The 25,593-nt window shown below is 70.3% G+C and carries 22 protein-coding genes and 1 pseudogene; 12 read left to right on the forward strand and 11 right to left on the reverse strand.

Features of this window, described 5'->3' with window-relative positions; all coding sequences use genetic code 11:
* Positions 1 to 18: 18 nt before the first annotated feature.
* Positions 19 to 894: a hypothetical protein gene (locus IEY87_RS23120; protein WP_189140838.1), complete on the forward strand. Its 876-nt coding sequence runs from the start codon at positions 19 to 21 to the stop codon at positions 892 to 894.
* A gap of 59 nt (positions 895 to 953) precedes the next feature.
* Here IEY87_RS23120 and tnpB read toward each other — a convergent pair whose 3' ends face one another.
* Positions 954 to 2,390: an IS607 family element RNA-guided endonuclease TnpB gene (gene tnpB / locus IEY87_RS23125; protein ID WP_189140839.1), complete on the reverse strand. Its 1,437-nt coding sequence runs from the start codon at positions 2,388 to 2,390 to the stop codon at positions 954 to 956.
* 301 nt (positions 2,391 to 2,691) lie between these two features.
* The gene (locus IEY87_RS23130) at positions 2,692 to 4,803 is read right to left on the reverse strand and encodes a M6 family metalloprotease domain-containing protein (protein ID WP_225277549.1); all 2,112 of its coding nucleotides are present in this window, start codon (positions 4,801 to 4,803) and stop codon (positions 2,692 to 2,694) included.
* A 104-nt stretch (positions 4,804 to 4,907) separates the two neighbouring features.
* Between IEY87_RS23130 and IEY87_RS23135 the strand changes: the two genes are divergently transcribed.
* The 4 genes and pseudogenes from IEY87_RS23135 to IEY87_RS23145 all read left to right on the forward strand — a co-directional run bounded on the left by IEY87_RS23135 (position 4,908) and on the right by IEY87_RS23145 (position 8,313).
* Positions 4,908 to 6,071, forward strand: a complete 1,164-nt coding sequence (locus IEY87_RS23135; RefSeq protein ID WP_189140840.1) for a PucR family transcriptional regulator — start codon at positions 4,908 to 4,910, stop codon at positions 6,069 to 6,071.
* Between the two features lie 84 nt (positions 6,072 to 6,155).
* Positions 6,156 to 7,409, forward strand: coding sequence for an MFS transporter (locus tag IEY87_RS23140; RefSeq protein WP_189140841.1), 1,254 nt, complete (start codon positions 6,156 to 6,158; stop codon positions 7,407 to 7,409).
* A gap of 30 nt (positions 7,410 to 7,439) precedes the next feature.
* Positions 7,440 to 7,655, forward strand: a pseudogene (locus tag IEY87_RS47210) (hemerythrin domain-containing protein); the annotation flags it as partial.
* A 334-nt stretch (positions 7,656 to 7,989) separates the two neighbouring features.
* A complete protein-coding gene (locus IEY87_RS23145; RefSeq protein WP_189140842.1) occupies positions 7,990 to 8,313 on the forward strand; it encodes a DUF5709 domain-containing protein in 324 nt (107 codons plus the stop codon).
* 100 nt (positions 8,314 to 8,413) lie between these two features.
* On the opposite strand, the gene IEY87_RS23150 is transcribed toward IEY87_RS23145, so the two are convergent.
* Entirely contained in the window at positions 8,414 to 9,085 is a 672-nt protein-coding gene (locus tag IEY87_RS23150; RefSeq protein WP_189140843.1) for an HAD family hydrolase, read from the reverse strand.
* 150 nt (positions 9,086 to 9,235) lie between these two features.
* Between IEY87_RS23150 and IEY87_RS23155 the strand changes: the two genes are divergently transcribed.
* Positions 9,236 to 9,853, forward strand: a complete 618-nt coding sequence (locus IEY87_RS23155) for a Uma2 family endonuclease (RefSeq protein ID WP_225277547.1) — start codon at positions 9,236 to 9,238, stop codon at positions 9,851 to 9,853.
* Between the two features lie 73 nt (positions 9,854 to 9,926).
* Here IEY87_RS23155 and hrpA read toward each other — a convergent pair whose 3' ends face one another.
* Together hrpA and IEY87_RS23165 are read right to left on the reverse strand one after the other, a co-directional pair.
* Positions 9,927 to 13,799, reverse strand: a complete 3,873-nt coding sequence (hrpA, locus tag IEY87_RS23160) for an ATP-dependent RNA helicase HrpA (RefSeq protein WP_189140844.1) — start codon at positions 13,797 to 13,799, stop codon at positions 9,927 to 9,929.
* A gap of 234 nt (positions 13,800 to 14,033) precedes the next feature.
* Entirely contained in the window at positions 14,034 to 14,390 is a 357-nt protein-coding gene (locus IEY87_RS23165; protein ID WP_189140845.1) for a VOC family protein, read from the reverse strand.
* Positions 14,391 to 14,448: 58 nt separating this feature from the next.
* Here IEY87_RS23165 and IEY87_RS23170 point away from each other — a divergent pair, with 58 nt between their 5' ends.
* Entirely contained in the window at positions 14,449 to 14,880 is a 432-nt protein-coding gene (locus IEY87_RS23170) for a MarR family winged helix-turn-helix transcriptional regulator (RefSeq protein ID WP_189140846.1), read from the forward strand.
* Here IEY87_RS23170 and ppgK read toward each other — a convergent pair.
* Entirely contained in the window at positions 14,844 to 15,602 is a 759-nt protein-coding gene (ppgK, locus tag IEY87_RS23175; protein WP_189140847.1) for a polyphosphate--glucose phosphotransferase, read from the reverse strand. The genes IEY87_RS23170 and ppgK overlap by 37 nt on opposite strands.
* A 223-nt stretch (positions 15,603 to 15,825) precedes the next feature.
* On the opposite strand from ppgK, the gene IEY87_RS23180 reads away from it, so the two are divergent.
* Both IEY87_RS23180 and IEY87_RS23185 read left to right on the forward strand, forming a co-directional pair.
* The gene (locus IEY87_RS23180) at positions 15,826 to 16,833 is read left to right on the forward strand and encodes a TIGR03118 family protein (RefSeq protein WP_189140848.1); all 1,008 of its coding nucleotides are present in this window, start codon (positions 15,826 to 15,828) and stop codon (positions 16,831 to 16,833) included.
* A 68-nt stretch (positions 16,834 to 16,901) separates the two neighbouring features.
* On the forward strand, positions 16,902 to 17,546 hold the full coding sequence (locus IEY87_RS23185; protein WP_225277545.1) for a TenA family protein: 645 nt from the start codon (positions 16,902 to 16,904) through the stop codon (positions 17,544 to 17,546).
* A 58-nt stretch (positions 17,547 to 17,604) separates the two neighbouring features.
* On the opposite strand, the gene IEY87_RS23190 is transcribed toward IEY87_RS23185, so the two are convergent.
* The 3 genes from IEY87_RS23190 to IEY87_RS23200 are packed head-to-tail and all read right to left on the reverse strand — an operon-like array spanning position 17,605 to position 20,377.
* Positions 17,605 to 18,183 carry an HAD family hydrolase gene (locus tag IEY87_RS23190; RefSeq protein ID WP_225277544.1) on the reverse strand — a complete coding sequence of 193 codons (579 nt, stop codon included), beginning with the start codon at positions 18,181 to 18,183 and terminating at the stop codon, positions 17,605 to 17,607.
* Positions 18,180 to 18,785: a response regulator transcription factor gene (locus IEY87_RS23195; protein ID WP_189140851.1), complete on the reverse strand. Its 606-nt coding sequence runs from the start codon at positions 18,783 to 18,785 to the stop codon at positions 18,180 to 18,182. The genes IEY87_RS23190 and IEY87_RS23195 overlap by 4 nt, the downstream gene beginning before the upstream one ends.
* A 26-nt stretch (positions 18,786 to 18,811) precedes the next feature.
* Entirely contained in the window at positions 18,812 to 20,377 is a 1,566-nt protein-coding gene (locus IEY87_RS23200; RefSeq protein WP_189140852.1) for a carboxylesterase/lipase family protein, read from the reverse strand.
* A gap of 130 nt (positions 20,378 to 20,507) precedes the next feature.
* On the opposite strand from IEY87_RS23200, the gene IEY87_RS23205 reads away from it, so the two are divergent.
* Positions 20,508 to 21,326, forward strand: coding sequence for a DUF4253 domain-containing protein (locus tag IEY87_RS23205; protein WP_189140853.1), 819 nt, complete (start codon positions 20,508 to 20,510; stop codon positions 21,324 to 21,326).
* 51 nt (positions 21,327 to 21,377) lie between these two features.
* Here the strand turns inward: IEY87_RS23205 and IEY87_RS23210 are convergent, their stop codons facing one another.
* Together IEY87_RS23210 and IEY87_RS23215 are read right to left on the reverse strand one after the other, a co-directional pair.
* On the reverse strand, positions 21,378 to 22,211 hold the full coding sequence (locus tag IEY87_RS23210; RefSeq protein ID WP_189140854.1) for an SAM-dependent methyltransferase: 834 nt from the start codon (positions 22,209 to 22,211) through the stop codon (positions 21,378 to 21,380).
* Positions 22,212 to 22,361: 150 nt separating this feature from the next.
* Entirely contained in the window at positions 22,362 to 23,636 is a 1,275-nt protein-coding gene (locus IEY87_RS23215; RefSeq protein ID WP_189140855.1) for a helix-turn-helix domain-containing protein, read from the reverse strand.
* Positions 23,637 to 23,859: 223 nt separating this feature from the next.
* Between IEY87_RS23215 and IEY87_RS23220 the strand changes: the two genes are divergently transcribed.
* A complete protein-coding gene (locus IEY87_RS23220; protein ID WP_189140856.1) occupies positions 23,860 to 24,609 on the forward strand; it encodes a hypothetical protein in 750 nt (249 codons plus the stop codon).
* Between the two features lie 203 nt (positions 24,610 to 24,812).
* Positions 24,813 to 25,541, forward strand: a complete 729-nt coding sequence (locus IEY87_RS23225; RefSeq protein ID WP_189140857.1) for a maleate cis-trans isomerase family protein — start codon at positions 24,813 to 24,815, stop codon at positions 25,539 to 25,541.
* The last annotated feature ends 52 nt before the right edge of the window (positions 25,542 to 25,593 follow it).

A 25,593-nucleotide genomic window follows, 5' to 3' on the forward strand; every position in this document is an offset into this window, starting at 1 on the left:
ATAACGCAGCATGAACGTATGGTTCCGCGAGCTCTGCCCCCTCGGCTGGTGATCGATCCGACTTTGCCCCCGGATATCGCGGCCCAGTTACGGCTGAACCCCCACGTGCTCCGCATGGCGCGCACGGGCCGGCGGACGACGTCGTCGACCAGCTCCGCCTGGCTGTTCCTGCTGCCCGGCCTCCTGCTGGTGGTCGGGCTGGTGACCGGCAGCCTGGCCGCGACGGCCGTCGCGGGGGCGGGCGTCACCATGATCGCGATGCTGCGCTGGCTGGTGACCGACGGCGCCGACCGCGACGCCAGGCGACGGCTGGGGCTCGCCCACCAGTACGCGGACCGTTACCTCCTTCCCGAGGACCTCGACTACCCCTGCCAGGTGCTGCTGCGCCGCGCCCAGGACGCCTGCGCGGCCGTCCTGAGGTCCCAGGTGCACCAGGCCGGGCTGATCGACACGGTGGACAACCGGGTGTCGCTGCCCGAGGAGGTGTGGCAGATCGCGCAACGGCTGGCGAAGCTGTCGGCCATGCACGCCGAGCACCGCAAACTGGTCCCTCGCGACCTGCCCACGGGCCTGGAGGACGCGTTCAAGCCGTACAGCACCGCCCTCGACGCGGCCTGGACGTCGCTGTCGAAGCGGGTGCGCAACCTGGAGCGCTACGCCAAGCAGGTGGTGAAGGCGGACAAGGTCTTCCACGCGCACCGCCGGCTGGAGGCGCTGGCCGCGCGCACCCCGGACTATCAGCGGCTGGTCGCCGAGACCGTGCGCGACGAGCTGGCCCACGCTCACATCAAGGAGCTCGCCGACCAGGCCACGCAGGTGCGCATGCTGTTCGAGCGGAGCATCCACGAGGCCAGGCAGGCGGCGGGCGAGCTGATCAGGACCCCGCTCGTCTGAGCGGTACCACCCCGGGCTTGCCACGTTGTCGCCGTGCTCCGACACGTACCGCATTCCGTTCATTGAGTTTCAAGGATTCTCAGTGATTCGCCCGGTGTGGGCGAAGGTCCCCGTCTGATCCGGGCAGCGAGTGCCCGGTGCGGGGTTGACGTTTCACGGCCACCTGCCCCGCCAGGCGGGGTCTTACGGTCGGCTCCACGTCCGTTTCGAGTCTCCGGGCCACTCCCGGCGACCGTACGCTCCACCAGCGAAGCGAGATTGAGCGCTGCGTTCTCGTCACGATCCATCGACAGACCGCACCCCTCACAGAGGTAGGTACGCACCCGCAGCGGCAGTTTGGCTTTCACCGCACCGCAGGATGAACACGTCTTGGAGGAGGGGAACCAGCGGCCGGCCACCAGCAGCCGTCCGCCGTTCCAGCCGGTCTTGTAGGTGAGCTGGCGGCGGACCTCACCGAACCCGGCGTCGGAGACAGCTTGGGCCAGCCGCCGGTTGCGGATCATCCCGGCCACGTTGAGGTCCTCGACCACGATGGTGCCGTACGTCCGGGCCAGGCTCGTGGTCAATGTGTGGATGCCGTCGCGGCGCAGCGCCGCCACCCGATACTCCGCCCGGTTGCGGGCGGCGTTCGCCCGCAGCCACCGCTTCGAGGGCTGTTGCCGGGTGCGCCGGTCGGGGCCGTGTTTGCGGGAGACCGCTCGCGACAGACGGCGTAGTTTACGTGCGGCGGCGTTGAGGTGGCGGGGGTTGGGGACCGGCGGGCGTCCGTCGGAGAAGACCGCCAGCGTCTTGATGCCGAGGTCCACCCCGATCACCGCCTCCGGCAGGGTGGGCGAGCCTGGGGGGCGTTCGGCGTGCACAATGAAGCTGACATGCCAGCGGCCCTCCTGCCACCGCACCGTCGCCGAAGCGATCCGCGCACCTTCGGCGAGCAGGCGGGCGAGCTTGGTGACCGATTCGTGAGTTTTGATCCGGCCCAGCACCGGCAGCACCACGTGGGTGTGGCCGTCCAGCCGGATCGTCCCGGTGGTGAAGCGCACCGACCGGGCCGCGCGGCGTTTGGTCTTGAACCGGGGAAAGCCCATCTTTGGGCCCTTGCGCTTACCTTGCTGGGAGTCGTGCCAGTTCGCCAGTGCGTCGGCCAGGCGGGTCAGCCCGCACGCGTAGGCCTCCTTGGAGTTGTCCGCCCACCACGGGGCGATCTCGTCCTTGACCTGGTTCCAGCGTTTGCGCAGGCTGTACATGGACCAGGACAGGGCCGGGGTGAGCTGGTCGTCGGGGATGCCGTAGGAGCGTTCGGCCTCCCGCAGCGCCAGATTGGCCTTCACCTGCGCCAGGCCCCAGTTGAAGGCCGCTCGCACCGCTCCGCAATGCGACGCCAGTGCGGCGGTCTGACGCGGGGTGGGGTCCAGCGCGAAACGGTAGGCCTGCACGACCCGCATGACGATCCCCTCCCCCGCGTATTCGAGAGTGTGTGCGAACGACTCTAGCAGCATGACTGCACACTGGGTAAGGCTTTGCGCGCGCATCGTGACGATTGAGGGATGGGGTAGGCGGCGCTGGCCAGACACGGCGCGAAGCCGCAGGCTCTTCCAGCGCCCCTCTCCTGCCGTCCATCGACTCGCAGGCCACTGAGCCGACCCCGATCACCACGTGACAGCCCGCGATCGCGCTAGAGAAACCCAGATAAAGACGGACGAACACTGATACGAACCACAGCGGTTACCAACCCTTCCTCAAAGGTGATTCACGCCGATGGGGTACGGTCCGCGCCGACCGTACCCCATCGTTCACCTGTCAGCCGATCACGTGACAGGTGGCCGTCACCGTCTTGCCGGGATCGCTCTCCGAGGTCGCGGTCAGCTTGACCCGGCCGAGCCGGGCGCCGCCCGTGTCGCGCACGGCGTTGACGGTCACCGTGGCGTGCTCGCCGAAGTCGACGGCGGCCAGGGCGTTGGGCACCTGGGCGGTCCAGCCCTTGCCGGAGACCTCGGCCTTGAGCCGGTAGACGTCGGTGTTCAGGTGGGCGCTGACGTCCTCCGGGTGCTGTCCCCGCGCGGGGGCCGGCCTGCCGGTGTTGAACAGCGGGAACTTACAGGTGGAGATGTTCTTGCCGGACGGGATGCCGGCGGCGGGCAGCAGCCTGACGCCGCGCCGCTGCGGTCCCGCGCCGTCCAGGGAGCGGATCGCGACCGTGTAGGACAGCACGCCCTTGCGGTCCCGCTCGACGTCGGTGACGTAGAAGTGCAGCCGGTTGGCCTGGTCCACGTACTCGTACTCGCTGCCGGAGTCGGTGCCGGCGTGGAAGAGCGCGTCGGACAACTGGCGGTAGTCGCCGATCGTGATCGGCACCTTGAGCCCGTCGGGCATCACGTAGTCGGTCATGCCGATGTCCTGCGGGTTGGCGTCGATCACCCACTCGAACGGGGCCCGGTCGGCGTTCTTGGTCTTGGCCAGCAGCACGCCGGAGTCGGGGGTGAAGGAGTCGGTGCCCATCCGGTCCACGACCTCGACCGTGTAGTTGTCGTACCCGCCGCCGTCGCAGAGCGGGTCGGTCCGCGGGTCGCAGGCCGGGCTCTTGTCGCCGGTGTCGAAGGCGATGTTGACGCCGGTCAGCCCGTTCCTGCCCGGCTGCACGGCGCGGGCGGTGACCCGGGCGGTGACCAGGCCGGACTCGTCGAGCGCCTCGCGCGACAGGCGCAGGACGTGCTGCTCGTCCACCATCTCCAGTTTGATCTTGTTGCGCAGCATGTGCTGGGCGCCCATGGACGCGCCGGAGGTGGGCGGGATCAGCCAGCGGGAGTGCGGGCCGCCGGGGCCGTTGAAGCTGCCGCGGCTGAGCATCTCCCAGATGCCGGTGTACGCCCGTCGCGGGGGCACGCCGTACGGGTTGTTGTAGTTGTCGGCGATGCCCATGATGTGGCTCAGCTCGTGGGCGTACACCCCCATGCCCGAGCTCTCGGCCTGGACGGAGTCGACGCCGAAGCGGGCGTTGGGCCAGAAGGTGGATCCGGCCTGCCAGGAGGTCCACTCGACGTAGCGGGTGTCGGACCAGTTGGGCAGGCTGTCGTCGCTCTCGGGGCCCCACGCGTCCGGCACGTCCTCCTTGGTGGGGAACTTCATCATGCCGAACTCCTGCCAGGTGGACGACTCGTCCTGGCCGGCGCTCAGGTAGAAGACGAAGTCGAACTGCCCGGCGACCTCCTGGCCGACGTCGGCGAGCCAGGCGGCGTTGCCGTGGGCGCGCAGGTCCTTGTCGCAGGAGTCGCCCGACGGGCAGCCGGTGCCGCCCTGGAACTCCATGGCGTACTCGTGGTCCTTGCCCGGCATCGTGTACGGCCCGAACCCGGTCAGCTCGACGCCGTAGCGCCCGCCGGAGTCCTCCATCCAGTACTCGTGGATGGTGTGGCCCTTGTTGATCTCGTTGGGCGTGTTGAGGAAGTCCTGGTAGAACTTCGCCACCTGGTCACGGGGCACGTCGTGGGCCTGGGCGCTCGGGTTGGCGAAGATCGTCGAGCCCTGCGGCTGGGTCACCACGAACGGCTGGTTGGGGTAGTCGAGCAGGACCAGCGCGCCCTTGAAGGTGCGCTTGGAGCCCTTGGCGCTCGGGTCGCTCCACTTGGTGCCGGGGATCTTCTTGTAGTCCGCCCACGTCATGTGGTCGGGGTTCTCCCAGTTCTGCGGGTCGATCGGCTTGATGCCGCCGGTGGGGTGACCGCGCCGGAGCTGGGCGTCGTCTTCGGGCGCGTCGCGCTGCCAAGGCTGGGTCTGCGGCCAGTGGTCGTGCCGCCAGGGGTGCTCGGGATCGTCAGCGGGGGGTGCTGCGGAAGCGGGGGTCGCCATCAGGCTCAGCGGGACCATCACGAGGGCCGCCAGTAACCCTTTCAAGAGCTTCTTCGGGGCTATCACGGATCGACGCTATAGAGCTTATTGACCGAGATCACCGGACAACTGTAGGGAAGACGTGTAGTGCTGGTTCCGACACTTGTTGAAACACCCATATGGGGGCATCTGTGGCAGACCTTCAGCGGATGGTCGACGAGCTCGCCGCTCGGCTCGGCCGCCCGCTGCTGCTCGAGGATCGGGTGCAGCGCGTCGTCGCCTACAGCGAGCAGAACGGCGCGATGGACGACATCCGCCGCGACTCCATCCTGCGCCGGACCAGCACGCCCGAGGTGCGGCAGTGGTTACGGGCGGCCGGCGTGCACGACTCCCCCGTCCCGCTGCGCACCCCGGGCGCGCCGCGCCTCGGCCTGCTGCCCCGCGTCTGCGTTCCCGTACGGCATGAGGAGGGGTTGCTCGGCTTCCTCTGGTTCATCGACGCCGAGCCGGCCATGTCGGCCACGCAGGTCGACGAGGCGGCCGCCGCCGCGCCCGTGCTCGCCCTGGGGCTGCTGCACGAGAGCCTGGCCAGCGGGCTCGCCTCCCATCGGGAGCTGGAGGCCGTCACCGGGCTGCTGCTCGGCGAGCGCGACGCGGCCCGTCAGCTCATCGAGGCGGGCGCCTTCCCGCAGGCGCTGGCGGTGACCGTGCTGGTGGCCAGGCCGCTGGCGGACGAGCCGGACGAGGCGCAGCGGCTGGCGCTGGAGCAGGGGCTGCTCGCGCTGCGCCGGCGGCTGAGCGGCCACCATCCGCTGCACCTGGTCCGCTACGACCACGCGGCGCTGCTCGTCGCGGGTCCCCCGGTCTCGCCGGACGACCTGCACGCGGCCATGTCCGTGCCGGTGGCCGTCGGCGTCGGGCGGCCCAGGCCGGGGCTGGCCGAGGCGGCCGGCTCCTACGCGGAGGCGCGGCACGCCGCCGAGGTGGCGGCCCGGGTGCCCGACCTCGGCCGCTCGGTGCCGTGGGAGCGGCTGGGCGTCTACCGGATGCTCACCCAGTGGCCCGACCGCGAGCTGCACCCCGGCCTGGCGCCGCTGCTGGGCCAGGAGCAGCACCTGCCGCTGCTGGAGACGCTGGAGACGTACCTGGACCTGGCGGGCAGCGCGGTCGCCACCTCCCGCGCGCTGCGCCTGCACCGCACCTCGCTCTACTACCGGCTGCAGCGGGTGGAGGAGCTGGCCGGGACCGACCTGAAGGACGGCGGCGAGCGACTGGCGCTGCACCTCAGCCTCAAGCTGGCCCGCCTGGCCGGCAGCTACAAGCCCGCCGCTAAACCTTCGCACAAGGTGATTTAGTTCACTTTTCGGGCAAATCGGAAATCTGGCCTGGTGAGCACCGTGTTCTGGGACCTGTCCGCACCTTCAAGCACTGGACAAGTCTTGTCACTCGACTCCTCAACGTTCCGCGCGCTACGTCATCACAACTACCGACTCTGGGCAGGTGCGGACCTGGTCTCCATCACCGGCACCTGGATGCAGGTGCTCGGCGTCAACTGGCTCGTGCTGACCCTGACGGGCTCGGCGGCCAGTGTCGGGCTCAGTCTCGTGATGCAGGCGCTGCCTACGCTGCTGCTCGGCATGTGGGGCGGGGCGCTGGCGGACCGGCTGCCGAGCCGCCCGGTGGTGATCGTCTCCCAGCTCGCGCACGCCGCGCTCGCGGCCGCGCTGGCCGCCATCGCGTTCGCCGGCACCGAGTCGGTGCTGCCCATCTACGCCGTGGCCCTGGCCGGCGGGGTGGTCTCCGCGCTCGGCGGGCCGGCCCTCGGCAGGTTCGGCGCCGAGGTGGTGCCCCCGGCCGACCTGCCGAACGCCATGGCGCTCGGCTCGATCATCAACTCCGGCGGCCGCATCCTGGGCATGTCGCTGGCGGGCGTGCTGCTGCCCTTCACCGGCCAGGGCGGCCTCTTCCTGGTCAACGCCCTCACCTTCTTCGCGGTCATCGCCGGAGTCGCGCTGATGCGCCCGGCGGAGTTCCACCGGCTGGCCGCCGCCGAGCGGCAGCCCGGCGCGATCAGGGAGGGCCTGCGGTACGTGCTGCGCACGCCCTGGCTGCTGGTGGTCCTCGCGCTCTCCCTCGTCCTCGGCAGCCTGGGCCGCAACTATCAGGTGACCATGGCCGCGATGAGCGCGGGCCCGCTGGCGGCGGGCGCGGGCGGCTACGGCCTGCTGTCGACGGTGTTCGCCATCGGCACCGTGGCCGGCGGGTTCCTCACCGCCTCTCGGCCGCGGCTGTCGATCCGGCTGCTGCTGATCGCCGCCTTCGCCATCAGCCTGCTGCAGGCGCTCAGCGGGCTGATGCCGTCCCTGGCCACGTTCGCCGGCGCCATGCTGCCGATCGCGGCGGGCGCCATCCTGGTCGACACCGCGGTCTCCGCCCGCGCCCAGCTCGACAGCCCCGACGCCATGCGCGGCCGGGTCATCGCGGCGGTCGGCATGGTCGGCGCCGCCTCCGGCGCGCTCGGCGGGGCGGCGCTCGGCTGGCTCAGCGACGCGTTCGGGCCCAGGGCGGCCCTGCACACCGGCGGCGTCGCGTGCCTGGCCGCGACCCTGCTCGCGGCCCTCACGCTGGCCAGGCTCGCCCGCCGCCCGGTCAGCCGGCCGATCACCCTGCGCCCGGCGCTGGAGAACGCCTGATCCACGCGATCGCGGGTAGCGACGGACGGCATGGCTACCGACGTCATCACTCTGATCACCCGTGACCACCGCAAGGTCGAAGAGCTCTTCGCCCGCCTCACGTCCGGCAAGGGCGACCCGAGCGCCACCGTGGCCGAGCTGCACGCGCTCCTCATCGCCCACGCCCGCGCGGAGGAGGACCGGGTCTACCCCAGCATCGACGCCCACCACGGCCTGGAAGAGCACAAGGAGGCCGAGGTGCTGCTCGACGCCCTCGTCCGGCCCGGCCGGGCACCAAGGAGTTCCGCGAGACGCTGGAGAAACTCGTCGACTCGGTCAACCACCACGTCGAGGAGGAGGAGAGCGAGCTCCTGCCGAAGCTCGCCCGGCAGTCCGGGAGGCCTTCGCCCAGCGCCGCGACGAGGAACTACGCGCCCTGAACGGCGGCCCCTTGAGCGAGGCCACCAAGGCCGAGCTGTACGAGCAGGCACAGAAAGCCGACATCCCCGGCAGGTCCCAGATGGACAAGGGAGAGCTGGAACAGGCACTACGCCAGTCCACGTCCTAGCGTTTCGGCCCGCCGGTTGGGTAGGGGGCGACTATGAGTGAACTTCCTCCGGACCGATTCGGATACAGCGACGAGCAGGACATCGAGGTCTCGGAATGGACCGACGACCAGGGCATGAACCACGAGATTCGCGAGGACGACCCGCAGCACGTGGACACCCTGGACGAGCGGCTGAGGCGGGAGGCGCCTGAACGGACGCGGGTGCGGCGCCCCGGGCACCGGCTCACCCAGCCGGACGAAGGGCTGGAACCCGACTCCGAGGGCCGGGAGCTCGGCCAGGACTGGGGCGCGGACGGCGGCGACCTGTCGTCGGAGGAGCGGGCCATCCGCATCGAGCGCGACGACGAGATGGGATAGCCCGCGCGGCCCGTCGGCTGTCCCAGGCCATGTCCCCCAGCGCCGGGAGCAGGCCCTTGTCTCAGACCGTGTCCCTCGACGCCGGGAGCAGGCCCTTGTCTCAGACCGTGTCCCTCAGCGCCGGGAGCAGGCCGTGCAGGTCGTCGACGATGACGTCGGCGACCTGCGCCGCCTTCGGCCGCTCCGCGTGCAGGAACCCCCACGGCCCCCGGCGCAGCAGCGCCGTCCGCATCCCCGCCGCCGAGGCGGGCAGCACGTCGTTGTCCAGCCGGTCCCCCACGTAAAGGATCTCGCCCGGCTCCCTGCCCGCGACCGCCGCCACCTTGGCGAAGAACTCGGGCGCCGGCTTGGCCACCCCCCAGCCGTCGGAGGTGTGCACCGAGTCGACCGGCAGCTCCATCGCCACCAGCGCGTCATAGGCCCTCGTCGGCTGGTTCCCGGCCACGATCACCTGATATCCGGCCGCCCGCAGCCCCGCCAGCGCCTCCCGCACATCGGCGTAGAGGTCGTCGGCGTCGAAATGGTTGCGCAGATCGTCCGGCTCGTCCCGCTCCCACGCCTCCAGCTCCGCGCCGATGTCGAGACCGGGCCGCACCAGCTCGAACGCCGCACGATGCGACCGATCCAGCGCCGCCATCCCACCGAGCGCCCCCATCAGCACGAACGGGCTCACCCCCAGTCGGCGGGCCCACCGCGTCCAGATCCGCGTCTCGTCGATGAGCGTCTCCCCGACGTCGAACACCACAGCCTTGATCACCAAATCCCCCTTCATCCGGACAACCCCTCAACTGTACGGACCCCCGCCCCGACACCGGCTCAGCCCTGGGCGAACCTGTCCGCCCGGCCCTCCGCGCGCGAGTGCATCCGGCGACAGGGCGTGGAATACTGAGCGTGCCCGTTCGAATACGAAGGGACAGATTCCATGGTTGCCATGGTGACCCGGCATGACGAGCACACCACGTTCGCGCCGACCAGCACGAAGCGGATGCCGGAGACCGCTCGTGAGCTGTTCGACGCACTTCCCGAGCTCCCCGGCTTCCGGGCCGACGTCATCGATGGGAACCTGATCGTGAGCCCTGTCGGCACCCCCGAGCATGGTCGTCACGCGATGCGCCTCAACCGCGCGCTCGCATCGATCATGGATGAGAAGGGCTGGGAGGCATGGGCCGGCAATGTCGATGTGTGCATCGAAGGGCCCCGTGAGCCGGTCGAGCCCGACTTCGTGCTGGCCCCCCTTGACTGCCCGCTCTGGGGGACCCGCGAACTACGTTCCACAGCGTTGATCATGGTCGCCGAAGTGGTCTCGCACGGCAGCGCCGGCCGGGACCGCACGGAGAAGCCCTTGCTCTATGCGACCGGCGGCATTCCGATCTATCTGCTGATCGACCCGATCGCCAAGTCCCCCTCGGTCACCGTCTACAGCGACATCGACGACGGCGTCTATCGCGCGGTCAACCAGGTGGCACTCGGCGCCCCGATCCAGTTGCCCAAGCCGATCGACATCGAGCTCGACACCTCCATCTTCAAGACCGGGGCTTAGATCCGGGGCGTCCACACCGTCGGCCGAGCACAGGAGGTCAGGGGCATCCACACCGTGGCCTGAGCGCGGACCGTCATGGCATGAGCCGTTCCATCGCCTTGCCGATGCGCTTCTCCGACACCGGGGTCGACGTGCCCAGGGTCTGGGCGAAGAAGCTGACCCGCAGCTCCTCGATCATCCAGCGGATCTCCCGCACGTCCGGATCGGCGCGCCGCGCCGGGTGCAGCCGGTCCAGCAGGTCCTGATAGTCGTCCTCGACCTTGTGGACCCGGTCCATCCACTCCTCGTCGCGCCAGGGCTCCTCGGGCAGCTTGGTGAGGCGGCGCTCGATGGCCCGCAGATAGCGCAGCACGTCCGGCAGGCGGCCGTGGCCGGTGGCGGTGACGAAGCCCGGGTAGACGAGCTTGCCGAGCTGCTCCCGTACATCATCGGTGGAGGCGCCGGCGCGCAGGCCGTCGAGGCGCGCGCCGATCGCGTGCCAGACGCTGAGGATCTGCTCCACCCTGGCCAGCACCTCGGCCGCCGTCTCGTGCAGGTCGGCGCGCACGTGCTGGTAGAGGCGGTCGTAGCCGGCCGGGTCCCAGGCGGGGCCGCCGACGTCGCGCATGAGCTTGTCCACGGCCGCGTTGACCACGTCGTCGAAGAGCGCGACCGCGCCACCGTGCGGGCTGCGGGACAGGGCCAGCTTCGCCTGGTTGGACAGGCCGCCCAGCAGGGACCTGGCCGGGTTGGTGACATTGAGCAGCAGCAGGCGGCGGGTGCCCGGCCAGTGGGCGCGGCGCTGCTCCGCCTCCGTCTCGAAGATCTTGATGGAGACGGACTCGCCGGCGTCGACCAGCGCCGGGTAGCCCTTCATCCGGCCCTGCTCGAACACCTGGGGCAGGGTGCCGAAGCTCCAGGTGCGCAGGCCGGTCCGCTCCAGGTCGTCGGCCGCCGCCGAGAGCGTCTTGCGCAGGCGGGGGGCCAGGCGGCGTTTGAGCGCGTCGAGGTCCTTGTCCTCGGCGACGGTCCGCTTGCGCTCGTCGATCACCCGGTAGGTGATCCGCAGGTGGTCGGGGACCTGGTCGAGCTGCCAGGCGTCGTGCGGCACGCGCACCCCGGTCAGCCGCAGCAGCTCCCGCTCGACGGCCTCCAGCAGCGGCTCGGCGCCCTGTTTGACGGCGGCGAGCACCTGCTTGGCGAAGTTGGGGGCGGGCACGAAGTTGCGCCGCAGCTGCTTGGGCAGGGACCGGATCAGCGCGGTGATGAGCTCCTCGCGCAGGCCCGGGATCTGCCAGTCGAAGCCGTCGGAGTTGACCTGGTTGAGCACCTGCAGCGGCACGTGCACGGTCACGCCGTCTGCGTCCGCGCCCGGCTCGAACTGGTAGGTGAGCTTCATCCGCTGGCCGAGCTGCCGCCAGTTGTCGGGGTAGTCGCGGACGCTGACGTCCGCGCCCTCGTTGACGAGCATCTCGGGCGAGTACGTGAGCAGCTCGGGCTGCTCGGCCCGGGCCTTCTTCCACCAGGAGTCGAAGTGCCGGGCCGACACCACGTCGGCGGGCAGCCGCTCGTCGTAGAAGTCGAACAGGGCCTCGTCGTCGACCATGATGTCGCGGCGGCGGGCCCGGTTCTCCAGCTCTTCGACCTCGTCGAGGAGCCTGCGGTTGGCCTTGAGGAAGGTGTGGTGGCTGTCCCAGTCGCCCTCGACCAGGGCGTGCCGGATGAACAGCTCACGGGACAGCTCCGGATCGATCCGCCCGTAGTTGACCTTGCGCCCGACCACGAGCGGCACGCCGTACAGCGTGACCTTCTCCAGCGCGATCACCGCGCCCTGGTTCTTCTCCCAGTGCGGCTCGGAGTAGTTGCGTTTGACCAGGTGCTGGGCGAGCGGCTCCACCCAGTCGGGCTCGATCTTGGCGTTGACCCGCGCCCACAGCCGTGAGGTCTCCACGAGCTCGGCCGACATCACCCACTGGGGCTGCTTCCTGGCCAGCGTCGAGCCGGGGAAGATGGCGAAGCGGGCGTTGCGGGCGCCGATGTACTCCTGGATGGGCCTGCGGCCCTCGGCCGGCCGCTGCTTGTCCATGACGTCCTTGACGCCGATGTGCGACAGGAGCCCGACCAGCAGCGCGGCGTGCACCTGCCGGGGGTCGGCCGTCTGGGTGCCCGGGTGGGCGCCGAGCGCCTGGCGGAGCTGGCTGTAGATGTCCTGCCACTCGCGCACCCGCAGGTAGTTGAGGAACTCGGCCCGGCACAGGCGGCGGAACGCGCTGGAGGACAGCTCCTTCTGCTTGTCGCCCAGGTAGTTCCACAGGTTGACGTAGGACAGGAAGTCGGACTCGGGGTCGGCGAAGCGGCGGTGTTTCTCGTCGGCCTGCTGCTGCTTGTCCGCGGGGCGCTCGCGCGGGTCCTGGATGGACAGCGCGGAGGCGATCACCATGACCTCACGCAGGCAGCCGTTCTTCTCCGCCTCCAGCACCATGCGGCCCAGGCGCGGGTCGACCGGCAGGTTGGCCAGCTTGCGGCCGGTGGCGGTGATGGCGCCCTGGGCGTCGAAGGCGCCCAGCTCGTGCAGCAGGCTGACGCCGTCCTTCACCTGGCGGCGGTCCGGCGGCTCGACGAACGGGAATCCCTCGATGTCGCCCAGCCCGATCGAGGTCATCTGCAGGATGACGGAGGCCAGGTTGGTGCGCAGGATCTCCGGATCGGTGAACTCCGGCCTGGCGAGGAAGTCGTCCTCTTCGTACAGGCGGACGCAGATGCCGTCGGAGGTGCGGCCCGAGCGGCCCTTGCGCTGGTTGGCGCTGGCCTGGGAGACGGCCTCGATGGGCAGGCGCTGCACCTTGGTGCGGTGGCTGTAGCGGGAGATGCGGGCGTAGCCGGGGTCGACGACGTATTTGATGCCGGGAACGGTCAGCGAGGTCTCGGCCACGTTGGTGGCCAGCACGACGCGGCGGCCGGTGTGCCGCTGGAAGACGCGGTGCTGCTCGGCGGCGCTCAACCGGGCGTAGAGCGGCAGGATCTCGGTGTTGCGGAACTCGGCCTTGGCCAGCGTGTCGGCGGCGTCGCGGATCTCCCGTTCGCCGCTGAGGAAGACCAGGATGTCGCCCGGCCCTTCGCTGATGAGCTCGCGGCAGGCGTCCACGATGCCCTGGGTCTGGTCGTCCTCGTCGTTGAGCGGGCGGTAGCGGACCTCGACGGGGTAGGTGCGGCCGGAGACCTCGATGATCGGGGCGTCGTCGAAGTGGCGGGAGAACCGCTCGGGGTCGATGGTCGCGCTGGTGATGACGACCTTGAGGTCGGGGCGCTTGGGCAGGAGCTGCTTCAGATAGCCGAGGATGAAGTCGATGTTGAGGCTGCGCTCGTGCGCCTCGTCGATGATCAGCGTGTCGTACTGCTCCAGCAGCCGGTCGGTCTGCAGCTCGGCCAGCAGGATGCCGTCGGTCATCAGCTTGACCAGCGTGCGGTCGCTCGCCTGGTCGTTGAAGCGGACCTTGTAGCCGACGGCCTGGCCGAGCTCGGTGCCGAGCTCCTCGGCGATGCGCTCGGCGACGGTGCGGGCGGCGATGCGGCGCGGCTGGGTGTGGCCGATCAGGCCGCGGACGCCACGGCCGAGCTCCAGGCAGATCTTGGGGATCTGGGTGGTCTTGCCGGACCCGGTCTCACCGGCGATGATCACGACCTGGTGGTCACGGATCGCCGCGAGGATGTCGTCGCGCCGCTGGGAGACGGGCAGGTTCTCCGGATAGGTCACCGTGGGCATGCCGGCCCGGCGGCCGGCCAGCCGCCGCTCGGCCCGTTCGACGTCGGCGAGGATCTCCGCGGTGATCTTCTCCCGTGCCTCGCGGGAGCGCACCCGGCGCACGCCGTCGAGCCTGCGCCGCAGTCGCCGCTGGTCGCGCGGCATCAGGTCGGGCAGGCGGGAATGGAGGTCGGAGAGCGGAGAGGACAACGCAGGAGTTCCCATACTGCTTTCAGGATATTTGAGCCCCGCGTGCCGGGAGCCAACGACCCATCGTGCCTCAGCGCCACCGCAGGTCGCATCCCAATATCTGACCGTGATCGCTCACGACGGGCCCACTCTCCCCAGAGTTGCGTCCTGGGCGACCACGGTCACCTAATGAGACACCGGGCCATGCCTTCTGGTTGTCTCCGCACAGCGCTTTTTTGATCACCTTTTGGCATGGCCGTACCGCTGTGTTCACTGACTGTGCACGGTGACCACGTAGCCCTCGGGGTCGGCGAAGGAGAAGGTGCGGCCGAACGGCCCGTCCACCGGCGCGGCCACGATCGGCACACCGGCGCCGGCCAGCTCGTCGTGCAGGCGCTGGGCGTCATCGGACTTGAACCAGAGCACGACGCCGGTCCCGGGACGCTCGGGCAGTTCCACGCCGGGCAGGGGCTCTCGGACGGCGAACGCGATCGGCGCGGCGTCGAACACCACCGCGTGCGCCGGCCCAGGGGCGCGCTTCAGGCCCAGGCGCTTCTCGTAGAAGGCGGCCGCGGCTTCCAAGTCACGCACCTGCAGGGCGACGAAGTCGATTCCGGTGACGCTCATGGCGAACTCCTCTATATGTCAGGACTTTGACAAGCAGAGCCTATGTCAAACTACTGACATGGAGCAAGAGGACTTCGGCCGGCTCGTCGGCTACCAGCTCAAGCGGGTCCAGGCCGTGCTGCGCGCGGCCATGGACGCCGCCCTGCGCGAGCACGACCTGACGACCCCCCAGTACATCTGCCTGGAGCTGCTCGACCTGCGCCCCGGCCTGTCGAACGCCGACCTGGCCCGGGACGCGTTCGTCACCAGGCAGTCGATGAACGTGGTGCTGCGCAACCTGCACGGCGCGGGCCTGGTGACCCGGCCCGCCACCGCCCCGCACGGCAGGGCCCTGCCGCTGCGGCTAACCGAGGAGGGCGCGGCCAGGCTGAAGGCGGCCAGGGCGGGCATGCTGGCCGTCGAGCGGCGCTTGACGGCCCACCTGGACGCACGCGAGACCGAAGTGCTCCTGGCTCAGCTCTCCGACATGGCGGAGTCGCTGTCCGGCTGACCGGAGGAGCGGGCGGCGGCGCGGGCGGCACCGACGATGCCCGCCTGGTTCTCCAGCTCGGCGGGGATCACCGGCGTGTCCAGGTGAAGGTGCGGCAGGAATTTGTCGGCCTTCTTGCTGACCCCGCCGCCGATGATGATCAGCGACGGGGAGAACAGCATCTCGACGTGCTTGAGATACTCCCGCACCCGCTTGGCCCACTCGTGCCAGCCGAGGTCGTGCTCCTCCCTGGCCCGGTCGGAGGCGCGCTGCTCGGCGTCCTTGCCGTGCAGCTCCAGGTGCCCCAGCTCGGTGTTGGGCACCAGTGTGCCGTCGACGAACAGCGCGCTGCCGATGCCGGTGCCGAACGTCAGCATGAGCACCGTCCCGCGCTCGCCGCGCCCCTTGCCGAACGTCATCTCCGCCAGGCCCGCCGCGTCGGCGTCGTTGAGCACGCTCGCCCCGCCGAACAGTTCGGCGGCGTTCACCCCCACCCAGGACGGGTGCAGGTTGACGGCGGTCCGCACCACGCCGTCCATCACCACACCGGGGAACGTCACGCCGACGGGTCCCGTCCAGCCGAAGTGCGCGACGATCTCGGCCACCACCTCCGCGACCGGACCGGGCTCGGCGGGCCGTGGCGTGGGAATGCGCAATCGCTCCTGGGTGAATTCGCCCGCTTCGATATCCACCGGCGCACCCTTGACCCCAGATCCGCCGATGTCGATGCCCAGAACTTCCATATTCTTCCCCTCCCCTGACAGGGGCGGAAAAACGCCTTTCGCAGACTGGATGAACCTCGGCCCCGACTCTTACGTACCTTGCGTCACAAGCGCTAACAAGGAGGTACAGATGCGGTCACGCATCATCACACTCTGCGCTGTCGCGGTTGTCATGGGAGCCCCTCTCACTGCCCCCGCACAGGCCACTACGAATACCAGGACGAAATTCGACGTCGTCAACCTCGTGTCGGACGTCAGCGGAAAGGCCGCGGTCACCGATCCGAAACTGGTCAATCCATGGGGTCTGGCCATGGGCAAGACCCTGTGGGTCTCCAACGCGGGCACCGGCAGTGCCACGGTCTACTCCGGCGAAGGCAGGAAGCAGCAGACAGAGGTCTGGATCCCCGGTGGCGCCCCGACCGGCCAGGTGGTCAACCCCGGCGAGGGCTTCACCGTCAAGGGCAAGCCCGCCACGTTCCTGTTCGCCAGCCCCAGCGGCGCGATCACCGGCTGGAACGCCGAGGTCGACCCGAAGAACGCGATCATCGGCGCCTTCACCCGCGGCGCCGACTACAAGGGCCTGGCGCTCGCGGAGACCGACGACGGCGACTTCCTTCTCGCCGCCGACTTCGCCGGCGGCCGTATCGACGCCTTCGACGAGGACTTCAAGCGGGTACGCCTGTCGCGTTCGGCGTTCCGGGACCGGACCGTCCCCCGCACCTACTCGCCGTTCAACGTGGAGGTCATCAACGACAGCGTCTACGTCGCCTACGCCCTGCGCGACGCCGAGACCGGCAAGTCCGTGGCCGGCAGCGGCAAGGGCTTCGTCAGCCGCTACAACCTGGAGGGCCGCCTGACCGGCCGCATCTCCCGCCTCGGGCTCAACGCGCCGTGGGCGATCGTCAAGGCCCCGGAAGGTCTCGGTCAGTACGCGGACTCGCTCCTGGTCGGCAACTTCGGTGACGGCACCATCCAGGCCTACCGCAACAACCGCCACCTCGGCGCGCTGCGCGACAACAACGGCCGCAAGATCGCGCTGCCCGGCCTGTGGGACCTGGAGCCCGGCACCGCCGCCAACGGCGGCGCGAACTCCCTGTGGTTCTCCGCCGGCGTCGACGGCGGCAAGCACGGGCTGCTGGGCGTGATCCGGCCGGCCGGTTCGAGGGGCTCGTCGCCGTCGACCACGTCGCCCACGCACAACCCCACCCACAGACCCACCAAGTCCAGCCAGTCGCCTTACGGCGGTTACTAGGAAGGGGGCCGGGGGTTCCGGCACGGTCGCGCGAGCCGTGCCGGAACCGGGGCCCTACAGTCGTGGCCGTGAGCGAGCAGAGATTCAGCGATTGGCTGCGAGAGCGGTGCGAGCCGGACTGGACGTCGGTGGTGACGCACCCGTTCGCACGGGCGATCACCACGGGCGAGGCCACCGACGACGACATGCGGCGCTACCTGGAGCAGGACTTCCAGTTCGTCGACTCCTTCACGGCCCTGCTCGGCGCCGCCGTGGCGAGCGCCGACAGCTTCGAGGCACGGGTCCCGTACGGGAGGTTCCTCGGGCAGGTGGCGACCACGGAGGAGAAGACGTACTTCCATCGGGCGCTGGCGGCGCTCGGCGGCCGGACTCAGGCGCCGCCGGAGCCGGTGACCGTGGCGTTCCGGCGGCTCATGGACGAGGCGCGCGCCGGTCTGGACTACCCGCTGATCGTCGCGGTGCTGTGCGTGGCCGAGTGGACCTATCTGGGCTGGGCGTCCAGGGCGGTCGAGCCGCTGCCGGAGAGCTTCGTGCACCGGGAGTGGATCGAACTGCATGAGGGCCCGGAGTTCCGGGAATGGGTCGGCTTCCTGCGCGGGGAGCTGGACCGGCTGGGCACGGCGCTGGACGAGGACGGCAGGCGGCGGGTGCTGGAGGTGTTCGGGCAGGCCGTGGAGCTGGAGCGGCGCTTCTTCGACATGGCGCTCAGCTGACCGAGCGCCGCCGCACTCGGCCAAGCCCGCCGCACTCGGCCAAGCCTGGCGCACTCGGTCAGGCCAGGGCCGCCGCCAGGTCGGCGGGGGCGCGGAAGTGTACGCCGGTCATGCCGAGGGCGATGGCGGCCTCGACGTTCTCCAGGCGGTCGTCGACGAACAGGCAGCGCTCGGGCGCGGCCCCGGCCAGCTCGGCGGCGATCTCGTAGATCCGCCTGTCGGGCTTGGCCACGCCCACCCGCGCGCTGCTGACCACGGCGTCGGCGAAGTAGGTGAGCCCGAGCTGGTCGAGGTGGCCTTCGAGGGTGTCCATGGCGTTGGTGACCAGCACCACCGGCACCCGCTCCTGCGCCCGGGCCAGCAGCGCCCGGACCTCCTCGTCCACCCGGAACGGCACCGCGGCGAACTCCGCGGCGGCGGCCCTGGCGCGCTCGTCGCCGCCCAGGGCCGCCGCGACGGACGCCACCCACTGCTCCTCGGTGATGTGGCCGAGGGTGGCCGGCAGGATCAGGGCCGGGTCGAAGGCCGTCTTTCTGAGCGGCAGGCCGTAGCGGGCCTCAAGGTCCGCCTGGACCGCGTGGTCGAACTGCCGGAGCACGCCGTCGAGGTCGCACAGGATCGCGTCGAAGGAGGTCACAGCCAACCATTGTGCCGGGCGATCCGAGCCGCCTCGATCCGGTTGCGGGTGTGGGTCTTGCCGATGGCCGACGACAGGTGGTTGCGCACGGTGCTCTCCGACAGGTGCAGCCGGGCGGCGACGTCGGCGATCGTGGAGCCGTCCAGCGCGGCGGTCAGCACCTCACGCTCCCGGCCGGTCAGCGGGCTCGGCCCCGCGTGCAGCGCGGCGGCGGCCAGCGCCGGGTCGATGATCCGCTCGCCGGTGACGGCCCGGCGGACGGCCGCCGCCAGCTCCTCCACCGGCCCGTCCTTGACCAGGAACCCGGCCGCCCCGGCCTCCATGGCCCGGCGCAGGTAGCCGGGCCTGGCGAACGTGGTCAGGATCAGCACCGCGCACTCCGGCAGCGCCGCGCGCAGCTCGGGCAGCACGTCCAGCCCGCTGCGGCCGGGCAGCTCGATGTCGAGCAGCGCCACGTCGGGGCGGCGCGCCGTGGCGGCGGCCACGATCTCGTCCCCGGCGGCCACCTGGGCGACGATCTCCAGGTCGTCCTCCAGGTCGAGCAGGAGCGCCAGGGCGTCGCGCATCATGCCCTGGTCCTCGGCGATCAAGATCCTGATCACGGCCGTCCCTGCTCGTCCCGCAACCGTCACTTCCAGAAGCTCAGCTGGTGCCTGGCAGCGTAGTCGACGGGCCGGACGGCGCCGGGTTCCAGGGACAGCGTGCCGTCCGGCAGGCGTGGCCAGGAGGGCAGGCCAGGCCCGTTCGGGTCACCGCCGCGGGCGAAGTTCGTCCAGTAGCCGATCATCTGGCCGGACAGCTTCCGCTGGCCCGCCGCCAGGGTCACTTTCCCGTCCTCGAAGAGGTACGGCAGGTCGGCGGCGTGGTAGGCCCCCCACGCGAAGCCGGCCTCCAGCGGCAGGAACATCGGCGCCTTCCGGTCGGCGAACTCGTAGCCGTACACGGGGACGTGCTGGGCCAGGAGTGTGTTCTGCTCGTGGGTGGCACGGGCCCACATCCGGTCGGTGAGGACGGCGGACCACGCCAAACTGGGGGACTTATACCGATTTACCGGATATTTCCGGAGAATATGCGGGGCTTTCTTGCCGAACGCTTCCCGTACCAGAGCTGAATAATCTGGAGTTTTGCCCTGCATGTCGTAGTTCATCGCGACGAACAGGCTGTGCTCGTCCCGGGTCGCGCCCGCCAGCACCGGCACCCGGTGGAAGCGTCCCTCGCGGATGGCCGTGGCCGGAGAGTCCGGCAGCACGCCGTTGCCGTAGGCGTAGCTCTGGAAGGCGTTCATGATCTGCGGCACGTCGAGAATCTTCCTGACCGGCAGCCGGCGCAGGCAGGCCAGGTCGGAGCAGCCGAGCTGACCGGCGAAGTGCTCCCCCATGGCGATCACCTCCGCCTCGCTCCGCCAGGCGAACGACGGCTGGGCGGGCAGGCCCGGCACCATGCTCCCGGCGGGCATGTCCATCATGGTCTCGCCGCTCTGCATGATCGCCCGGTCGAACAGTCCTTTCGCGGCCGGCGCGGTGAGCAGCCCGCCGATCGCCAGCGCGCCGTAGGAGACACCGAAGACCGTCACGTTGCGCGGGTCGCCGCCGAAGGCCGCCGCGTTGCGCCGTACCCAGCGCAGTGCCTCCAGCTGGTCCTGCAGCCCATAGGTGCCGGAGTCGCGCAGCCCCGGATGACCGAAACCACTGAAGACGCCCAGCCGGTAGTTGATCGTCACGACCACCACGCCCCGATCGGCCGGCTTGCGCGCGTCGGAGAAGTGCCCGGCGCCCAGCGCGCCGTCGCCGTGCACCCACACCATCACCGGCCGTCCCGTCGCCGCCTTGGCCGGCGTGGTCACGTTCAAGAACAGGCAGTCCTCCGTCTCACTGCGGATCGGCGCGTAGACAGAGCCCACCTGCGGGCACATGGCGCCCGGCCGGGTGGCGTCCTTGACGCCTCGCCACGCGGGCGCGGGCCGCGGCGCGTCCCAGCGCGCCGCCGTGGCATAGCGGATGCCCTGGAACAGCCGATGCCGTCCGGTGGCAGCGCCACGGACCGCGCCGGCGTCCGTCATCACGACCGCGGGATCAGGCCGGGCACCCGTCCCAGCACTCGTCGTCACGGCCGCGGGATCGGAGCGGGCGCCCGGCCCGGTGTCGGTCGTGGCACACGCTGTGAGCAGTACGGCCAGCGTCAGCAGAGTTCTCATGCGTCCACGGTCGCCGACACCGGCATGGCCCGGAAGATTCGTGGATACGGGATCGGCCGGGACAAAAGTCCTGAAGGCAGCGGCGGCATTACCATCTCCGAGACAGGATTCGGTATCGGAACGGTAGGGCATGAACGATCATCAGCTCCCGCGCGAGCTGTGCCGGCTGTTCGCCGATGGGGGCAGGGGGCGATCCCTGTCGATCGGCCTGCCCGAGGGGGCCGTGGTCTGGCCCGACCCTGGCTACACGGGGCAGGGCCAGGCGGCGCGGCCCGCGTTCTGGCTGAGCGACGAGCCGGTGAGCGCGCAGGAGTGGCGCCGTTTCCGCGCCGAGCACCGCCGCAGCGGCCTCTGGCCGGTCCTGCTGGACGAGTCGGCCCAGCCCTGGTCGGTGGGCCAGGTGGTGCCCGACGAGCCGATGCTGATCGAGCACTTCACCGCCGAGGGGTTCATGACCGAGGTGTGGCAGGAGTGGGTGTCGAAGATGCCGCAGGCGGCCCTGGACGAGCTGTATCCCTACGGCGCGCTCTGCCCGGGGCCCGCGCCGCCGGGCGTGCCGGTGGCCGATCCGGACGCCGTCGCCGACTGGTACGCCGGGGAGCTCGCGGACCAGGGCATGCCGCTCGGCCTGGTCGCCGCCACCCGCAGCGCCGACGCGCTGGCCGTGATGGGCTGGCAGGGGGCGCTGCACCACAACGAGTGGATGGTGCCGCTGGCGGCGGTGGTGCGCAGCTGGGAGGACCGGTTCGGGGTCCGGGTGGTGTGCGTCGGCTTCAACACCCTGGAGCTGAGCGTGGCCGCGCCACCGGTCGAGCCGGAGCACGCGCTGCACGTCGCGGCGGAGCACTGGGCGTTCTGCCCCGACAACGTGGTGCAGGGGGCGGGGGATCTTCAGGGGTACGCCGAGCAGATCATCGGCGGTCACACCTGGTCCTTCTGGTGGGACTGACACCGGCCTCTCCCACGAGAGCGGCACCGGCCCGGCGGTGGGGCTCGCCGCTCAGGGCAGGCGGGCCACCGCCGCGTAGTTGCCCGAGGCCGACGGCTGGTCCGCGCAGTCGGTGGTGTCCCGGTCGGGCCGCCACTGCGGGACCCACACCAGTCCGGGCTCCAGCAGGTCCAGGCCGTCCAGCAGCGCCTCCACCTCCTCGCGGGCGCGGACCGCGTGTCCGGGCAGGGTCATCGCCAGCAGATCGTTGATCGCCGGCAGCAGCTCGGCGGGGATGCCGTCGAAGGTGGTCTGCAGCAGGGCCAGATAGCTCCCTACGGGCACGGACTGGCGCAGCCGCTTGATGATGTGCCGGGCCTGCTCGTCGTCGCTGAGGCTGTGCGTGGAGACCAGCAGCCACGCCATCGGCTTGTTCCAGTCCACGAAGGTGCGCACGATGCGGTCGTCGAGGATCTCGTCGAACTCCCGCACGTCACCCTCGACCACCCGGACCAGGTCGGTGATGGGCTCGATGGTGGCCTGCGCGTTGGCCAGCACCATCGGATCGCTCTCGATGTAGACGACCCGGGCGCAGGACTCGCTCGGCTTCTCGCGGGCGATGTCGTGCAGCTGGCGGCCCTGCGGCAGGCCGCTCGGCACCCCACTGCCGACGACCAGGAACTGGTCGATGCCCACCATGGCCAGATGACGTACGGCTCGCGACAGATAGCCCTGGATCGCCCGCGCGGCCGCCGTGGTGACGGCGGCGGAGACGTCGTAACGGTGCACCGCGTCTCTGTCCGCCCGGAAATTGTTCTTGCCGCCGGTGGCGGCGTCGAGTATCCGGGTGACCCTGGCATGCGCGGTGTCCAGATTGGCCAGATTACGGATGGCACGTTGACGCATTCAGTCCCGCCCCTTTCCCCTCGCCACTTTCATGGGAAAGATACTTCCGGTCTCTGACCCCACTCGGATGACCAAGTCAATAATGATCCCGAAAAGACCATACAAAACAACACATGCCGAAGTTGTTTCAGGAAATATGGCTTTTCACTATCAGTGCTCGCGAATGATCTCATTCGCCGGGGCCCGGGAAAGCCGTTCCCGATGGGAGTAGAGCAGGTCAAGCGTCTCGTCGCGGGTGGTCGTGGTCACCGAGAGCTTGGCGAACGCCTGGTGATAGGCCTCGACGATCACCGCGTCGGTGATCAGCTCGTCGGCTTCGAGCGCGTGGGAGCAGGCGATGTCCGGCTCGAACGCCTCGGGGAAGCGCCACAGGGTGAACGGACCCGTGCGGGGCACGTAGGCCGGATCCTCCATCGGCACGATGTGCAGCGAGATGTTGGGCCGCTTGGTGTACTCGATCAGCCGGTCGAGCTGGTCGAGCATCACCTGCGGGGTGGCGATCGAGCGGAGCAGGACGCCCTCGTCCATGACCGCCCACACGACCGGCCCGCCCGGGCTGCCGATCAGCTTCTGGCGGGCCACCAGGATGTCCACCGCCGCGTCGGCCGTGGTCTGCCGGAACGAGCCCATGTCCATCGCCGCGATCGCCGCCAGCGCGTACGTCTCCGTCTGCAGCAGCGGCGGGACGAAGTGGGTGTGGTAGGTGCGGATGACCGAGGCGCGGGCGTCGATGGCACAGGTCGTGGCCAGCCACACGGGAACCCAGTCGGAGTCGTACCACTCCAGCTCGCGTTCGCCCCGGGCCAGCGACAGCACGTATTCGCGGGCCGGCATCGGGGAGACGCCGTAGAGGGTGAGGAGGCGTTCGACGGTGGCCGGGGCGGGCGCGAGCCTGCCCTCCTCGATCGCCTCGACCGCCACGGAGCCCTTGCCGAGCGCGGTCTCCACCTTCTCCGGCGACAGCTGCGAGGCCAGCCGCAGGGAGCGGAGCCGCTCGCCGAGCGCCTGACGCATCGGCTCGCGAAGCGGCGCGGCCGCGTCGGGGATCTCCATGGCGGGCTCCGGATGCTCGGGCAGCCCCTCGGCCTGGCGTGCGAGCTCGATGACCCCCCGCAGCACGGCCATTGACTCCTCGGAGAGCCCGGAGGCGGTCAGGCCGATCCCGCCCGCCCGCAGTTGCAGATCGTCAACCGTGCCGGACTCCACATAATCCTCACCCACCAGCCACCCCACGCTCACCTGCAGGGAAGCGGCCAGCGCCCGGAGCACCTGAAGCGTCGGGTTGGTCTGCTTGCCGGTGCGCAACTGGCTGACGTACGCGCGGGTGATGGGGATGCCGGCCTCGGTGAGGGCGGCAGCGACTTGAGCACCTGTGAAACTCCGCTTGTTCAGCGCGAGATCCAGCCGCTCAGCGAACTTCGCCACGCGATCCTCCTGCTACCCGTGAACGCTCTTCCGGCGTTGGCCTGGTCGGGCACGCAACCGCCTGCCCGCTACAGCTCATTGTCGCCGCATTCCGCGCCTCACGTAATCCGAAAACTGAGAGTTGACACCGCATCGTGCCTTTGGCCAGTATCGTACGACACGTGGAAACTGATACCTGACAGCCGGAGCCTCTTCTCGGGGCCCGACAGGGAGGTGGCAGGACGTGACCGTTGATCACCAGGTCAGTCCCTGGTTCACCAGGAATACGGCTCCACCGGCACACGAGCGGGTGGTCGAGCGCATCTGCGCCCGGGCAACACCCGAAGGCACGCCGATCCATGTCACGGATCTGCCACTAGGCGGCGTCCAGATCTGGATCGACGGCGACGGTGACCGGTGGAGCATCTACCATCGGATGGCTCACGAGCTCCGGCTCGCCGGCTGGCACACCGAGACGGGCACCGACCGCCTGCTCGTGCTCGGCTGGAGTGCCGACTGCCTGACGCACCGCGTCAGGGTGCTGCACGCCGCCCTGGCGGGGCGGCTCGCCGACTTCGACCTGACGTCCTTCATGGCCGTCACCATCGCCACCCGGCTGTGCCAGGAAGGGCTGCCGGCCGAACGGATCGTCCCCGAGGTGGAAGCCCGCATCCGCGAGGAGCTGCGCTGGCCCGGCCGGCTGGCCGACCTCGACGGCCTGCAGCGCATCGCCTCGCTGGAGCCGTTGCGGCTCAGGCTGGCGCAGGTCGCCGGGCTGGAGGCCACGGTGCGGCAGCGCTGCGGCGAGCACCTGTCCCTGGCGGGCCGGGTCGCCACCACGGTCGCCGGCGGGCAGGCGCCGCCGAGCATCGGCCTCACCCGCCTGACCACGGGCCTGTCGGAGCGCATGGTCGCGGCCAGTGTGCCCAACCGGCCACCCGGCTTCCTCCTGGATTCCGTCCCCGCCATCCCAGCGGACAGCTACGCCGCCTAGGCGTGATGATCCGCCCGCTCACCCCGGCCTCCCCGTAGCCGGGGCGAACCGGCACCGACAGGAGTGATGATGCGCACTGACGAGGTTCGTGGCCCGTACCGGCCGCCGCACGGCGTCGCCGCACGCGAACGGCGGACGCCGGTGGCCACGGTCGGGTCCGTGCACCGGCGCCGGCCGCACCGACAGCGACGCGGGAGGTCAGAATGAGCCGGGGCAGGGTGGGCGTGATGGTGCCGCCCGGCAACCCGTCGGCGGAGCCCGAGCTGACCCGCCTGCTCGGCTCCCGGGCCGACATGCACGTCAGCCGCTTCCCCGTACGGCCCGGCCGGGCGCTGGCCGAACGGCTGGAGAGCTACAACGAGGCGCTGCCCGCGATGGCCTACTCCTTCGGCGACCTGCCGCTCGACGCGCTCATCATGGCCTGCGACAGCCCTCGCTACCTGCTCGACCCCGACGAGGACCGCGAAGGGTGCCTGCGGCTGACGGAGGAGTGCGGAGTGCCGTTCGCCTCGGCCACGGTCGCGGTCCTGGAGGCGGTCGGACATCTCGGGCTGGAGGAGATCCACCTGATCTCGCCGTACCAGCCGTGGCTCACCGAGCTGGCGGAGCGGTTCTGGAAGGCGGCCGGGCTGCGGATCGCGAGCGTGCTGCCGGTACGGGCGCAGGGCGGCTACGCGCCGTACTCCATGACTCCCGGTGAGCTCGTCGACCAGGTCAAGCAGGCCCGGCTGCCGTTGGACGCGGTGCTGCTGTTCACCGGCAGCGGCATGGCCACGCTGCCGGCGCTGGGCACCCTGGGCGCGGGAAACGACCGGGTCCTGCTGACGTCCAACCTGTGCAGTGCCTGGTGGGCGCTGTCCCGGGCGACGGGCAAGCCGGTCACGCTGAACCGGACGCCGCACCGCGCGGCCGCCCACGGGAAAGCCTCATGAACGACCCCGACCGGTACCCCGCCGCCGTGGAGCCCGTCTAGCGGGCCTCTCC

Origin of the sequence: Nonomuraea glycinis, assembly GCF_014646515.1 — a bacterium.
Taxonomy (GTDB): Bacteria; Actinomycetota; Actinomycetes; order Streptosporangiales; family Streptosporangiaceae; genus Nonomuraea; species Nonomuraea glycinis.

Excerpts from the sequence above, each read along its gene's own strand:
- IEY87_RS23225 (WP_189140857.1), top strand. The coding sequence starts at position 24,813 with ATGAGCCGGGGCAGGGTGGGCGTGATGGTGCCGCCCGGCAACCCGTCG.
- IEY87_RS23205 (WP_189140853.1), top strand. The coding sequence starts at position 20,508 with ATGAACGATCATCAGCTCCCGCGCGAGCTGTGCCGGCTGTTCGCCGAT.
- hrpA (WP_189140844.1), bottom strand. The coding sequence starts at position 13,799 with ATGGGAACTCCTGCGTTGTCCTCTCCGCTCTCCGACCTCCATTCCCGC.
- IEY87_RS23165 (WP_189140845.1), bottom strand. The coding sequence starts at position 14,390 with ATGAGCGTCACCGGAATCGACTTCGTCGCCCTGCAGGTGCGTGACTTG.
- IEY87_RS23150 (WP_189140843.1), bottom strand. The coding sequence starts at position 9,085 with ATGAAGGGGGATTTGGTGATCAAGGCTGTGGTGTTCGACGTCGGGGAG.
- tnpB (WP_189140839.1), bottom strand. The coding sequence starts at position 2,390 with ATGCTGCTAGAGTCGTTCGCACACACTCTCGAATACGCGGGGGAGGGG.
- ppgK (WP_189140847.1), bottom strand. The coding sequence starts at position 15,602 with ATGGAAGTTCTGGGCATCGACATCGGCGGATCTGGGGTCAAGGGTGCG.
- IEY87_RS23200 (WP_189140852.1), bottom strand. The coding sequence starts at position 20,377 with ATGAGAACTCTGCTGACGCTGGCCGTACTGCTCACAGCGTGTGCCACG.
- IEY87_RS23120 (WP_189140838.1), top strand. The coding sequence starts at position 19 with ATGGTTCCGCGAGCTCTGCCCCCTCGGCTGGTGATCGATCCGACTTTG.
- IEY87_RS23155 (WP_225277547.1), top strand. The coding sequence starts at position 9,236 with ATGGTTGCCATGGTGACCCGGCATGACGAGCACACCACGTTCGCGCCG.
- IEY87_RS23170 (WP_189140846.1), top strand. The coding sequence starts at position 14,449 with ATGGAGCAAGAGGACTTCGGCCGGCTCGTCGGCTACCAGCTCAAGCGG.
- IEY87_RS23145 (WP_189140842.1), top strand. The coding sequence starts at position 7,990 with ATGAGTGAACTTCCTCCGGACCGATTCGGATACAGCGACGAGCAGGAC.
- IEY87_RS23210 (WP_189140854.1), bottom strand. The coding sequence starts at position 22,211 with ATGCGTCAACGTGCCATCCGTAATCTGGCCAATCTGGACACCGCGCAT.